Source organism: Streptomyces sp. NPDC048288, from assembly GCF_043201555.1.
Classification (GTDB): Bacteria; Actinomycetota; Actinomycetes; order Streptomycetales; family Streptomycetaceae; genus Streptomyces.
Map to the genome: position 1 here is coordinate 96,525 of NZ_JBICZD010000016.1, position 13,837 is coordinate 110,361.

The window sequence follows — 13,837 nt, forward strand, 5'->3', positions numbered from 1 at the left end:
TTCCGGAAAGCACACAGGGGCGGGCGATGGAGCAGACACACACCTCCCACAACAGCGCGGCGGCGGCAACTCCGGGCGCCCAGCGCCGGGTTCTGGTCGTCGAGGACGATCCCACGATCGTCGACGCCATCGCGGCCCGCCTGCGCGCCGAGGGATTTCTCGTGCAAACCGCGGGTGACGGCCCGGCCGCCGTCGACACCGCCGAGGCCTGGCAGCCCGACCTGCTGATCCTCGACATCATGCTGCCCGGTTTCGACGGCCTGGAGGTCTGCCGGCGCGTGCAGGCCGCCCGGCCGGTGCCGGTGCTGATGCTCACCGCGCGGGACGACGAGACCGACATGCTGGTCGGCCTCGGGGTCGGCGCCGACGACTACATGACCAAGCCGTTCTCCATGCGGGAACTGGCGGCACGCGTGCACGTACTGCTGCGCCGGGTGGAGCGGGCGGCCATCGCCGCCTCCACGCCCCGCTCCGGCATCCTGCGCCTGGGCGAGCTGGAGATCGACCACGCACAGCGCCGGGTCCGGGTGCGCAGCGAGGACGTGCACCTCACCCCGACCGAGTTCGACCTGCTGGTGTGCCTCGCCAACACCCCGCGCGCGGTGCTCTCCCGTGAGCAGCTGCTCGCCGAGGTGTGGGACTGGGCGGACGCCTCGGGCACCCGCACGGTCGACAGCCACATCAAGGCGCTGCGCCGGAAGATCGGCGCCGAGCGGATCCGTACCGTGCACGGTGTGGGCTACGCGCTGGAGACACCGACGCCATGAGCGCCGGGCCGACCGGACCAAGAGGACCCGGGGGGCCGGGCGGACCCGGAGGCCCCGGAGGACCCGGGGAAGAGCCCTGGGGCGGAGTGCGCCCGTTCTCGATCAAGACCAAACTGGGCGCGCTCGTCGTCGTCTCGGTGCTGATCACGACGGGCCTGTCGATGATCGCCGTGCACACCAAGACGGAGCTCCGCTTCATCACGGTCTTCTCGATGATCGCCACACTGCTGATAACGCAGTTCGTGGCCCATTCGCTCACCGCGCCACTGGACGACATGAACACGGTGGCCCGGTCGATCTCCCAGGGCGACTACACGCGCCGGGTGCGCGAGAACCGCCGGGACGAGCTGGGCGACCTGGCCGAGACGATCAACGTCATGGCCGACGAGCTGGAGGCCCAGGACCGCCAGCGCAAGGAGCTGGTCGCCAACGTCTCGCACGAGTTGCGCACGCCCATCGCGGGGCTGCGGGCCGTCCTGGAGAACGTCGTCGACGGCATCGCCGAGCCGGACACCGAGACGATGCGTACGGCCCTCAAGCAGACCGAGCGCCTCGGACGCCTCGTCGAGACCCTGCTGGACCTCTCCCGGCTCGACAACGGGGTCGTCCCGCTGCGCCAGCGCCGCTTCGAGGTGTGGCCGTACCTCTCGGGCGTGCTCAAGGAGGCCAACATGGTCGTCGGAGCCCGCGGCCTCGCCTCCAACTCGGGCAGCCACACGCGTACGGACGTCCATCTGCACCTCGACGTCTCCCCGCCCGAGCTGACCGCGCACGCCGACCCGGAGCGCATCCACCAGGTCGTGTCGAACCTCATCGACAACGCGGTCAAGCACAGCCCGGCACACGGCCGGGTGACCGTGAAGGCGCGGCGCGGGCCGCAGCCGGAGTCGCTGGAGCTGGAGGTCCTGGACGAGGGCCCCGGCATTCCGCGCTCGGAGTGGCACCGGGTCTTCGAGCGCTTCAACCGGGGCGCCGTACGACGGCCGCACGGACCCGGCAGCGACGGCGGCACCGGACTCGGGCTGGCGATCGCCCGGTGGGCGGTGGATCTGCACGGCGGCCGGATCGGCGTGGCCGAATCCGACCGGGGCTGCAGGATTATCGTCACTCTGCCGGGGCTTTCATCCGTGCCAAGTTGACGTAAAGTTCGATCCGGAGCCTCAAGATCCACCTGTGGTCCCCACGGTCGTCGGCGCAGCCGGACACGTGTGATCAGGTGCGGACTCCGCGCATGTCGCGGCGGAGACCGGAGCGAAGTGATCTCCGGGGCGGCGGAGCCATGCCTGGTTCAGTCCTTTTGCAACGCAACCACGCTTGTTTCCCGCCATATCAAGCCCTGAAACACAGTTTTCGATGTGACTTACGCGACGATGAACCGGCCCGACCTGACCTTCGCGGTCTTGGAGGCGTAGCCTTTATTCCCGCTGTCCATCACCTTGTGAAGCGGAAGAGGGCGGTTGCCGCCGTGTCGCCACAGTCCCCCAGTAACTCGAGCATCTCGACCGACGCAGACCAAGCGGGCAAGAACCCCGCAGCCGCGTTCGGACCGAACGAATGGCTCGTCGACGAGATCTATCAGCAGTACCTCCAGGACCCGAATTCGGTAGACCGAGCCTGGTGGGACTTCTTCGCCGACTACAAGCCGGGAGCGCCCGCCGCCTCGGCTCCGGCGGGTACCGCGGCCGCGGGGGCCGCGGGCACCACCACGACACCCGCGCAGGCACCGCAGGCCGCGGCTCCGGCCGCCCCGGCGCCCGCGCAGGCCGCGCCCGCCGCCCCGGCGCCCGCCCCGGCTGCTCCGGCCGCCCCGGTGGCTCCCAAGGCCGCTGCGCCCGCACCGGCGCCCGCGAAGCCCGCCGCCGCCAAGCCGGCCGCAGCCAAGCCGGCCGCCGCCGCGCAGGCCGCGCCCGCCACCGCGGCTCCCGACGGTCCCGAGCTGATCACGCTCCGTGGCCCGGCCGCCGCCGTCGCGAAGAACATGAACGCCTCGCTGGAGGTGCCGACGGCCACCTCGGTCCGCGCGGTCCCGGTGAAGCTGCTGTTCGACAACCGCATCGTCATCAACAACCACCTCAAGCGCGCCCGGGGCGGGAAGATCTCCTTCACGCACCTGATCGGCTTCGCGATGGTGCAGGCCCTCAAGGCCATGCCGTCGATGAACTACTCGTTCGCGGAGAAGGACGGCAAGCCGACCCTGGTCAAGCCGCCGCACGTGAACTTCGGCCTGGCCATCGACCTGGTGAAGCCCAACGGCGACCGCCAGCTCGTCGTGGCCGGCATCAAGAAGGCCGAGACGCTGAACTTCTTCGAGTTCTGGCAGGCCTACGAGGACATCGTCCGTCGCGCCCGCGACAACAAGCTGACGATGGACGACTTCACCGGCGTCACGGTCTCCCTGACCAACCCCGGCGGCCTCGGCACCGTCCACTCGGTCCCGCGTCTGATGCCCGGCCAGTCGGTCATCATGGGCGTCGGCTCCATGGACTACCCCGCGGAGTTCCAGGGCACCAGCCAGGACACCCTGAACAAGCTCGGCATCTCGAAGGTCATGACGCTCACGTCGACCTACGACCACCGGGTCATCCAGGGCGCCGCCTCCGGCGAGTTCCTGCGCCAGGTCGCGAACCTCCTCCTCGGCGAGAACGGCTTCTACGACGAGATCTTCGAGGCGCTGCGCATCCCCTACGAGCCGGTCCGCTGGCTCAAGGACATCGACGCCTCGCACGACGACGACGTCACCAAGGCCGCCCGCGTCTTCGAGCTGATCCACTCCTACCGGGTCCGCGGCCACGTCATGGCCGACACCGACCCGCTGGAGTACAAGCAGCGCAAGCACCCCGACCTGGACATCACCGAGCACGGCCTCACCCTGTGGGACCTGGAGCGCGACTTCGCGGTCGGCGGCTTCGCCGGCAAGTCGATGATGAAGCTGCGCGACATCCTCGGTGTGCTGCGCGACTCGTACTGCCGCACCACCGGCATCGAGTTCATGCACATCCAGGACCCGAAGCAGCGCAAGTGGATCCAGGACCGCGTGGAGCGCCCGCACTCCAAGATGGAGCGCGAGGAGCAGCTGCGGATCCTGCGCCGCCTGAACGCGGCGGAGGCCTTCGAGACCTTCCTGCAGACGAAGTACGTCGGCCAGAAGCGCTTCTCCCTGGAGGGCGGCGAGTCCGTCATCCCGCTGCTCGACGCGGTGATCGACAGCGCGGCCGAGTCCCGCCTGGACGAGGTCGTCATCGGCATGGCCCACCGCGGCCGGCTGAACGTCCTCGCCAACATCGTCGGCAAGTCGTACGCGCAGATCTTCCGGGAGTTCGAGGGCAACCTCGACCCGAAGTCGATGCACGGCTCCGGCGACGTGAAGTACCACCTGGGCGCCCAGGGCACCTTCACCGGCCTGGACGGCGAGCAGATCACGGTCTCGCTGGCCGCGAACCCGTCCCACCTGGAGACGGTCGACCCGGTCATCGAGGGCATCGCCCGCGCCAAGCAGGACATCATCAACAAGGGCGGCACGGACTTCACGGTCCTGCCGGTCGCGCTGCACGGCGACGCGGCCTTCGCGGGCCAGGGCGTGGTGGCCGAGACCCTGAACATGTCGCAGCTGCGCGGCTACCGCACCGGCGGCACGGTCCACATCGTCATCAACAACCAGGTCGGCTTCACGGCGGCGCCCGAGTCCTCGCGCTCCTCCATGTACGCCACCGACGTGGCCCGCATGATCGAGGCCCCGATCTTCCACGTGAACGGCGACGACCCGGAGGCCGTCGTGCGTGTCGCGCGCCTGGCCTTCGAGTTCCGCCAGGCGTTCAACAAGGACGTGGTGATCGACCTCATCTGCTACCGCCGCCGCGGTCACAACGAGTCGGACAATCCGGCCTTCACCCAGCCGCTGATGTACGACCTGATCGACAAGAAGCGCTCGGTGCGCAAGCTCTACACCGAGTCCCTGATCGGTCGCGGCGACATCACCCTGGAAGAGGCCGAGCAGGCCCTGCAGGACTACCAGGGCCAGCTGGAGAAGGTCTTCACGGAGGTCCGCGAGGCCACCGCGCAGCCGGCCGCCGCGCCCGCGCACGAGCCGCAGGACGGCTTCCCGGTCGCCGTGCCGACCGCGATCTCCGCGGAGGTCGTGAAGCGCATCGCCGAGTCCCAGGTCAACATCCCGGACTACTTCACCGTCCACCCGCGTCTGCTGCCGCAGCTGCAGCGCCGGGCGGCGATGATCGAGGACGGCACGATCGACTGGGGCATGGGCGAGACCCTGGCCATCGGCTCGCTGCTGATGGAGGGCACCCCGGTGCGCCTGTCCGGCCAGGACTCGCAGCGCGGCACCTTCGGCCAGCGCCACGCGGTCCTCATCGACCGGGAGACGGGCGCCGACTACACGCCGCTCCTCTACCTGTCCGAGGACCAGGCCCGCTACAACGTCTACAACTCGCTGCTCTCCGAGTACGCGGTGATGGGCTTCGAGTACGGCTACTCGCTCGCCCGTCCGGACGCGCTGGTGATGTGGGAGGCGCAGTTCGGTGACTTCACCAACGGCGCCCAGTCGATCGTCGACGAGTACATCTCGGCGGCCGAGCAGAAGTGGGGCCAGACGTCCGGCGTCACGCTCCTGCTCCCGCACGGCTACGAGGGCCAGGGCCCGGACCACTCCTCGGCCCGTATCGAGCGCTTCCTGCAGCTCTGCGCCCAGAACAACATGACGGTCGCGATGCCGACGCTCCCGTCGAACTACTTCCACCTCCTGCGCTGGCAGGTGCACAACCCGCACCACAAGCCGCTGGTCGTCTTCACCCCGAAGTCGATGCTGCGTCTCAAGGCGGCGGCGTCCAAGGCGGAGGAGTTCACGAACGGCCAGTTCCGCCCGGTCATCGGCGACTCCTCGGTCGACCCGAACGCGGTCCGCAAGGTCGTCTTCTGCACCGGCAAGGTCTACTACGACCTGGAGGCCGAGCGGCAGAAGCGCGGTGTCACGGACACGGCGATCATCCGCCTCGAGCGCCTGTACCCGCTGCCGGGTGCGGAGCTCCAGGCCGAGGTCAACAAGTACCCGAACGCCGCGAAGTACCTGTGGACCCAGGAGGAGCCGGCGAACCAGGGTGCCTGGCCGTTCATCGCGCTCAACCTGATCGACCACCTGGACCTGGCCGTCGGCGCCGACGTCCCGGCCGGCGAGCGCCTCCGCCGCATCTCCCGCCCGCACTCGTCGTCCCCGGCGGTGGGTTCGGCCAAGCGCCACCAGGCCGAGCAGGAGCAGCTGGTGCGCGAGGTCTTCGAGGCGTAAGCCCGCGGAGCACTGCCAGAAACGGCCCGGTTCCCGTACGCGGGGGCCGGGCCCTTCGGCGTCCGCCTAGGCTGGTAGACGCCCACCACCGGGCACCCACCCATGCAGGCAGCAGGAGAGCACCCCATGTACTTCACCGACCGAGGCATCGAGGAACTGGAGAAGCGGCGCGGCGAGGAAGAGGTCACCTTCGAGTGGCTCGCGGAGCAACTCCGCACGTTCGTCGACCTCAACCCCGACTTCGAGGTCCCGGTGGAGCGCCTGGCGACGTGGCTGGCGCGGCTGGACGACGAGGACGAGGAGTAGGGCCCCTGGGAGCGCGCCCCGTCAGGGAACGCGCCCCGTCAGGGGCGCAGCCGAAAATACGACCCCGCCGGCCCCGGTCGGCCCCGGTCGGCCCGCCGGTCAGTCCCGCGGAAACACCGTCTCGTACGACAGCTCCAGCCCCCCGTGCACCATCAGCACCGCCCCCACCGCCGCCCACCCCACACTGCGCCGCCGCACCGCCCACGCGGCGACCGGCGCCCCGACGGCCAGCTCGGCCAAGGCCAGCCAGTGGGCCCGCGGCATCCCCGCTCCCCGGGCCCCGTCGGGGCCGGCGCCCTCGACCTGCCTCGCGTCGGCCACCGCGCCCAGCAGGCGGTGGGCCGGTTCGCCGGCGTCGAGGCCCTCCGGCATTTCCACCCCCGCGCGCGCGAGGACCGCGAGCAGCCCGTGCAGCCGCGCGCGGGCGTCGGCGGCCGGGTCCGGCACGGTCAGCCCGTCGAGCAGCTGAGCGTCCAGCACCGGGTCGAGCCCCAGCCGCGCCGCGAACGTGTGCATCGCCTCGCCCTCCCCGGCGGGCGTGCCGTCGGCGAGCCACACATAGCCGACCGGGCGGCGGAAGCCGGAAGCGAGGGTGTAGCCCGCGCGGTCGGCGTCCCACCACAGCCCCAGCACCGGCCACGGGGAACCCACGGCGAGCGCGGCGGCCCAGCCGGTCAGGACACGGTCGACGGGTTCGCCCGCGCGGAGCCACGGTGAGCCCTCGGGAACGAGGACGCTCCACTCGCCGGCCCCGGTCAGCAGCATCCGCTCCCGCAGCAGGGGGGCGAGCGGGGCGACGGCGTCGGGGGCGGCCCGGCACAGGAGCAGGGCGCCGGGGGCTGTCGATGCATCCGTCGGCATGGACACACGCTAAGCAATGCGTCCGCTCGCCGCCCGATTTAGCACCTGGCCGAGCCCCCTCGGCGTCAAGCGCCGACCCGCCCCCCTCACACGAATGGGTGTCTTGACTTCCCGCAGCCACGATATATCGTGTTTCACGGAAGACGCGATATGGCGCGAGCCGTGCATGCGCGTACCGGTACAGCCGCCGTACCCGGCCGAGGGAGGTCCGCACCATGTCCAAGTCCGAGTGGTCCGTCGCCAAGCCCGACAAGCTCGTTTTCGACGCCCCCGTGGGCGATCTGCATGTCCGCATCGTCAACGGAACAGTCAACGTCGTGGGCACGGACGAGGGTTCCGCCCGCCTGGAAGTCTCCGAGATCGAGGGCCCGCCCCTGATCGTCACCTACGAGGGAGGCACCCTCACCGTGGCCTACGAGGACCTGCCCTGGAAGGGCTTCCTCAAGTGGCTCGACCGCAAGGGCTGGCGGCGCAGCGCGGTGGTCTCGCTCGCCGTCCCGGCGGACACCCGCGTGGAGGTGGGCGTGGTCGGCGCCGCCGCGGTCGTCTCCGGGATCAACGGCACCTCGGTGGTGAAGGGCGTCACCGGCGACACCACACTGGTCGGCCTCTCCGGCGAGGTCCGCGCGGACACCGTCTCCGGAAACCTGGAGGCTCAGGCCGTGACCGGTGACCTGCGGTTCAACTCCGTCTCCGGCGACCTGACCGTGGTCGAGGGCTCGGGCTCCGCCGTGCGCGCCGACTCGGTCAGCGGCTCCATGATCATCGACCTGGACCCGGACGGCCCGACCGACGTCCGGCTGACCAGCGTCTCCGGCGAGATCGCCATCCGGCTGCCCCACCCGGCCGACGCCGAGGTCGAGGCCAACACCGCGAGCGGCTCGATCTCCAACGCCTTCGACGGACTGCGGGTGCACGGCCAGTGGGGCGCCCACAAGATCACCGGCCGCCTCGGCGCGGGCAACGGCAAGCTCCGGGCCACCACGGTCTCCGGCTCCATCGCCCTGCTGCGCCGCCCACCCAAGGAGGACGAGGACGAGCGGACGGCCTGGGAGTCCACCCCGCCGTCGAGCCCGACGGGACCGGGCGGCCCGGGCGGCCCGGGCGGGCCGAGCGAGCCGGTGGGCCCCGTCGGACCGGTGGGCCCCGTCGGACCGGTCGGACCCGTCGGACCGGTAGGCCCGGTGGGCCCCTCCGCCGCCCCCACCGGCGCAGGGCCGCACAGCAAGCCGGGAGACAATGCCGACGCGGACGCCGATGCCCCCGAGTCCGGCTCCGACGCCCCCGAGTCCAAGCCCGCAGCCCCGGCCGACGGTTCGACCGACAAGAAGGTGCTCTGACATGCCTCCCGTCTTCGCCCACGGCCGCCTCCGCCTCTACCTGCTCAAGCTGCTGGACGAGGCGCCGCGCCACGGCTACGAGGTGATCCGGCTGCTCGAAGAACGCTTCCAGGGCCTGTACGCACCGTCGGCGGGCACCGTCTACCCCCGCCTCGCCAAGCTGGAGGCCGAGGGCCTGGTCACCCACACCACCGAGGGCGGCCGCAAGGTCTACGCCATCACGGACGCCGGCCGGGCCGAACTGGCCGACCGCAGCGGCGAACTGGCCGACCTGGAGCTGGAGATCCGGGAGTCCGTTGCCGAACTCGCCGCCGAGATAAGGGCCGATGTACGCGGTGCCGCCGGCGATCTGCGCCGCGAGGTGCGGGCGGCCGCCTCCGAGGCCCGGCGCGGCGCCGGGACGGGGGCCGGGGCCGGGGAGTTCGGCGACCTGGGCGACAAGGAGTCGTGGCGGGCCGCCAAGGAGGAGATGCGGCGCGTCAAGCAGGAGTGGAAGGAACAGGCCCGCCGCGCCAAGGACGAGAGCCGCCGGGCCCGGGACGAGGCCCAGCGGGCCCGCAGGCAGGCCCAGGAGGCCCAGGCCCGGGCGCGGGCCCAGGCCCAGGAGGAGATGCAGCGCATCGCCCGCCGGGTGCAGGACCACGTCCAGGACCACTTCGCGCGCGGCGACTGGCCCACGGGGGTCCGCGAGGGACTTACCGAACTCGCCAAGGAGTTCGGCGACTTCGGGAAGGACTACGGCAAGGAGTTCGGCAGGGACTTCGGTTTCGGCGGCCGCGCCGAGCCGGAATCCGGTACCGGCCCGGACCTCCGCAAGCCGCCGTCGACGTCCGCGACCGCGCCGGCGCCCGCACCGGAGTACTCGAACACCCCGGAGGACTTCCCGGCGCAGTACGTCCCGTCGTGGGCGCACGGCGACGAGACCGGCACCGGCGACCCGGTCCGTGACCTCGACCGGCTGCTGGACCGCTTCCGCGACGACATCCGCGACGCGGCCCGCGACCACGGAGTCACCGCGGACCAGCTCCGCGACGCCCGCCGCCACCTGTCCACGGCGGCGGCCCACATCGGAGCACTGCTGCGCGAAGCGAAGCACTGAGACCGGCGAGCCAGACAGACGGGACGAGCGAGGCAGGCGAGGCAGGCAAGACGGACGAGGCGGGCGAAGGCGGGCCCGGACACACGACCGACCCGCCCCGGCCCGCCCCGACCCAGCCCTCTCCCCCCTCGCGCTCAGGAGCGGGTCAGCACGATCTTCCCGAACTGGTCACCGGACTCCAGCCGTTCGAAGCCCTCGCGGGCGCGGTCGAGGGGGAGGAGTTCGTCGATGACGGGGCGTACGCCGGTGGCGGCGCAGAAGGAGAGCAGGTCCTCCAGCTCGTCCTTGGTCCCCATGGTCGAGCCGACGACCTTCAGTTCGAGGAAGAAGATCCGGGTCAGCTCGGCGTGCGAGGGCCGGTCGCCGCTGGTGGCGCCGGAGATGACGAGGGTGCCGCCGGGTCGCAGCGACTTCACCGAGTGGGACCAGGTGGCGGCGCCGACGGTCTCGATGACCGCGTCCACGCGCTGCGGCAGCCGGGCCCCCGACTCCACCGCCTCGACGGCGCCCAGTTCCACGGCCCGCTTCCGCTTCGCCTCGTCCCGGCTGGTGGCGAAGACCCGGAGGCCCGCCGCCTTGCCGAGCACGATGGCGGCCGTGGCGACACCGCCGCCCGCGCCCTGCACGAGGACCGAGTCACCGGGCCGTACACCCGCGTTGGTGAAGAGCATCCGGTACGCCGTCAGCCAGGCGGTGGGCAGACAGGCGGCCTCCGCGAAGGAGAGCTCCTTGGGCTTGGGCAGGATGTTCCAGGTGGGTACGGCCACCCGCTCGGCGAAGGTGCCCTGGTAGCGCTCGGTGAGGATGGACCGGGGCTCGTCGGGGCCGACCCCGTGACCGCTCTGCCCGATCACGGAGTGCAGGACGACCTCGTTGCCGTCCTCGTCGACGCCGGCGGCGTCACAGCCGAGGATCATCGGCAGCCGGCCCTCCGGGAGACCGACACCGCGCAGGGACCAGAGGTCATGATGGTTGAGGGAGGCGGCCCGGACGTCGACGGTACTCCAGCCTGGCCGGGCCTCGGGGGCGGGACGCTCCCCCAACTCAAGGCCGGAGAGCGGCTGGTCGCGGTCGATTCGGGCGGCGTAGACGGCGAACATAAGGCCGACGATAGGTTCCCGGCGCCGCACGCGAAACCGGACGCCCCTGTGACACATCCCCTCTTGCGCACAACGCGCCCCGTCAGGGGCGCGGGGAACTGCGCGACAAGCCCCCACCCACCGGCACCCGACCACGCCCCTACCGCCCCCTCCCCCCACGCGGGGGCCTGGGGGCGGCAGCCCCCAGCACGACGGTCACCTCGCGAACACCCGATCGGGTGGGCGGGTGGGCAAAGAAATGGCCCCGCCCCAACAGGGCGAGGCCATTCAGGTCACCGCCGCGCAACCCCTTCGGCCCGCGCGGCCGCCGCCACCGCCGCGGTCACCGCAGGAGCAACCCGCTCGTCGAACGGAGACGGGATGACATAGTCGGCGGCAAGATCGTCGCCGACGACCGCCGCCAGCGCCTCCGCCGCCGCGATCTTCATCCCCTCGGTGATCCGGGACGCCCGCACCTGGAGCGCGCCCGCGAAGATGCCCGGGAACGCCAGCACGTTGTTGATCTGGTTCGGGAAGTCCGACCGCCCGGTCGCCACGACCGCCGCGTACTTGTGGGCGACGTCGGGGTGCACCTCGGGGTTCGGGTTGGCCATCGCGAAGACGAAGGCGCCGTCCGCCATGGAGGCGACCGCCTCCTCCGGGACCGTACCGCCGGAGACGCCGATGAAGACGTCGGCGCCGGCCAGCGCGTCCTCGAGGGTGCCCTTGAGCCCGGCCTTGTTGGTGAAGCCGGCGACCTGGCGCTTGACCTCGGTGAGGTCGTCGCGGTCGGCCGAGATGATGCCCTTGCGGTCGGCCAGGGCCACGTCCCCGATGCCGGCCTCGACCAGCATCTTGGCGATGGCGACCCCGGCCGCGCCGGCGCCCGAGATGACCGCCCGGAGCTGCCCGATCTCCCGCCGGCTGAGCCGCGCCGCGTTCCGCAGCGCCGCCAGCGTCACCACGGCCGTACCGTGCTGGTCGTCGTGGAAGACCGGGATGTCGACGCGCTCCTGGAGCTTGCGCTCGATCTCGAAGCACCGCGGTGCCGAGATGTCCTCCAGGTTGATTCCCCCGAAGGAGGGGGCGAGCCGGACGACGGTCTCCACGATCTCGTCGACACCGGTGCAGGCGAGCGCGATCGGAACCGCGTCCACGCCGCCGAACTGCTTGAAGAGGATCGCCTTGCCCTCCATCACGGGGAGGGAGGCCTCGGGGCCGATGTCCCCGAGTCCGAGCACGGCCGTGCCGTCGGTGACGACGGCGACGACGGACGACTTCCAGGTGTAGTCGTTGACCAGCTCGGGCTGTTCCGCGATCGCGGTGCACACGCGCGCGACGCCGGGCGTGTACGCGAGGGAAAGGTCGTCCTTGTCACGGAGCGGCACGGTGGCCTGCACGGCCATCTTGCCGCCGCGGTGCAGCGCGAAGGCCGGATCGAAGGAATCGAGGGGCTCGGCCCCGCCGTCCTGGTCCGGATTGCCCGACGTGCTGTCGCTGCGAGGATTGACGATCTCCGCTGCCACTTGTCTTACCCCTTAGGTATGCATGGTTTGAGGGTCGGCCACTCCCGGTGAGGGGGTGGGCGGGCACCGCGCAGGGCCCGATCACTGATACGTACGAGTGGCACGTACGAGCACCTGCGCGACGGGCGCGCCGCACACGCGCCCTGAGCCCCGGATGAGGGGTGTAAAGAACCTTCTTACCGGACGGACGGCGCCCACGACGAGTCGAATAGGTGCAAGGTCACATCACGGATGTCGTAGACAGCCGACAGATGAGCGGGGAAGTGACCGTCGTATGCCGTGCTGCCGCGCCGCGCGATGAACCGGAGATGAACCGAAGATCTTCCGGCCGGAAGGTGGGATTCCCGCAGATGTGCGGGGCGGCGGGCCGGGGAGGGGTCGACCCGGCGCGTCTCGGGGGTCACCCGTTATCCGATTTTGACATGGTGACAGGCCTGAATGGAGCAATCCCAATGGCAGGATGCCGTAAACCCACGAGGTCGCGACACCCGAAGGTGTGTGTTTCCGTCGACCCAACGGCATATCGACATATCAGACACATCGGTATATCGGCTTGTCCTACCCACTGCCGGAGGAACCCACCATGACCGCAAGCTCCACCCGTCGTACCACCACCTCGCGCTCCCAGATTGCCGCGTTCGGTGCGATCGCGGTCGCAGGCGCCCTTGTCCTCACCGGCTGCGGTGACCAGACGGACAAGGGCGGCGACACCGGCTCCTCCTCGTCCACCTCCTCGGCCCCGCTGGCGAGCAAGCTGCCGGACGACATCCGCAAGGCCGGTGTGATCAAGGTCGGCTCCGACATCGCCTACCCGCCGGTCGAGTACATGGAGAACGGCAAGGCCGTCGGCGTCGACCCGGACATCGCGGCCGCGCTGGGCAAGCAGCTGGGCGTGACGTTCGATTTCCAGAACGGCAAGTTCGACAACCTGATCGTCGGTCTGCAGGCCAACCGCTTCAACGTGATCATGTCGGCGATGAACGACACGAAGAACCGCCAGAACGGCATCGACTCCGACACCGGCAAGAAGGTCGGCAACGGTGTCGACTTCGTCGACTACTTCACCGCCGGTACCTCGATCCTGGTCCAGAAGGGCAACCCGAAGGGCATCAAGTCCCTGGACGACCTGTGCGGCAAGGTCGTGGCCCTGCAGAAGGGCACCACGTCCGAGGGCATCGCCAAGGCGCAGAGCGAGAAGTGCACGAAGGACGGCAACAAGGCCATCGACCTGCAGACCTTCGACACCGACCCGGAGGCGCTGCTCCGGCTGAAGCAGGGTGCCTCGGTCGCCGACCTGAACGACTTCCCGGTGGCCGCCTACAACGCGAAGACCTCGGGCAGCGGCAAGGACTTCGAGGTCGTCGGCGACCAGATCGAGGCCGGCCCGTACGGCATCGCGGTCGCCAAGGAGAACACCCAGCTGCGCGACGCGCTCCAGGCCGCGATGGCCGCCATCATCAAGAACGGCGACTACCAGAAGATCCTGGAGAAGTGGAACGTGACGCAGGGCGCGGTCACCGAGGCGAAGATCAACGGCGGCTCCTGAACGGCCTCGGGCACGACTGA

General features: G+C 70.7%; 10 protein-coding genes. 7 read left to right on the forward strand and 3 right to left on the reverse strand.

Going from position 1 to position 13,837, the window contains the following annotated elements; translation table 11 throughout:
* Positions 1–26: 26 nt before the first annotated feature.
* From ACGFZS_RS42295 to ACGFZS_RS42310, 4 genes are all read left to right on the forward strand, one after another.
* Positions 27–767, forward strand: coding sequence for a response regulator transcription factor (locus ACGFZS_RS42295; protein ID WP_355718510.1), 741 nt, complete (start codon positions 27–29; stop codon positions 765–767).
* Positions 764–1,906 (forward strand): ATP-binding protein, encoded by a 1,143-nt coding sequence (locus tag ACGFZS_RS42300; RefSeq protein ID WP_393799625.1) that lies wholly within the window; start codon positions 764–766, stop codon positions 1,904–1,906. Before ACGFZS_RS42295 ends, ACGFZS_RS42300 begins: the two co-directional genes overlap by 4 nt.
* 326 nt (positions 1,907–2,232) lie before the next feature.
* Positions 2,233–6,060 carry a multifunctional oxoglutarate decarboxylase/oxoglutarate dehydrogenase thiamine pyrophosphate-binding subunit/dihydrolipoyllysine-residue succinyltransferase subunit gene (locus tag ACGFZS_RS42305; RefSeq protein WP_393799626.1) on the forward strand — a complete coding sequence of 1,276 codons (3,828 nt, stop codon included), beginning with the start codon at positions 2,233–2,235 and terminating at the stop codon, positions 6,058–6,060.
* Between the two features lie 126 nt (positions 6,061–6,186).
* The gene (locus tag ACGFZS_RS42310; protein ID WP_023586593.1) at positions 6,187–6,366 is read left to right on the forward strand and encodes a DUF6104 family protein; all 180 of its coding nucleotides are present in this window, start codon (positions 6,187–6,189) and stop codon (positions 6,364–6,366) included.
* A 99-nt stretch (positions 6,367–6,465) separates the two neighbouring features.
* On the opposite strand, the gene ACGFZS_RS42315 is transcribed toward ACGFZS_RS42310, so the two are convergent.
* Positions 6,466–7,227: a hypothetical protein gene (locus tag ACGFZS_RS42315; RefSeq protein WP_393799627.1), complete on the reverse strand. Its 762-nt coding sequence runs from the start codon at positions 7,225–7,227 to the stop codon at positions 6,466–6,468.
* A 215-nt stretch (positions 7,228–7,442) separates the two neighbouring features.
* Between ACGFZS_RS42315 and ACGFZS_RS42320 the strand changes: the two genes are divergently transcribed.
* A complete protein-coding gene (locus ACGFZS_RS42320; protein WP_393799628.1) occupies positions 7,443–8,567 on the forward strand; it encodes a DUF4097 domain-containing protein in 1,125 nt (374 codons plus the stop codon).
* A 1-nt stretch (position 8,568) separates the two neighbouring features.
* Positions 8,569–9,666: a PadR family transcriptional regulator gene (locus tag ACGFZS_RS42325; RefSeq protein ID WP_393799629.1), complete on the forward strand. Its 1,098-nt coding sequence runs from the start codon at positions 8,569–8,571 to the stop codon at positions 9,664–9,666.
* 134 nt (positions 9,667–9,800) lie between these two features.
* Here ACGFZS_RS42325 and ACGFZS_RS42330 read toward each other — a convergent pair whose 3' ends face one another.
* Together ACGFZS_RS42330 and ACGFZS_RS42335 are read right to left on the reverse strand one after the other, a co-directional pair.
* Positions 9,801–10,766 (reverse strand): zinc-binding dehydrogenase, encoded by a 966-nt coding sequence (locus ACGFZS_RS42330; protein ID WP_393666863.1) that lies wholly within the window; start codon positions 10,764–10,766, stop codon positions 9,801–9,803.
* Between the two features lie 272 nt (positions 10,767–11,038).
* Positions 11,039–12,271, reverse strand: a complete 1,233-nt coding sequence (locus ACGFZS_RS42335) for an NADP-dependent malic enzyme (RefSeq protein ID WP_393799630.1) — start codon at positions 12,269–12,271, stop codon at positions 11,039–11,041.
* Between the two features lie 583 nt (positions 12,272–12,854).
* On the opposite strand from ACGFZS_RS42335, the gene ACGFZS_RS42340 reads away from it, so the two are divergent.
* A complete protein-coding gene (locus ACGFZS_RS42340; protein ID WP_393799631.1) occupies positions 12,855–13,817 on the forward strand; it encodes an ABC transporter substrate-binding protein in 963 nt (320 codons plus the stop codon).
* The last annotated feature ends 20 nt before the right edge of the window (positions 13,818–13,837 follow it).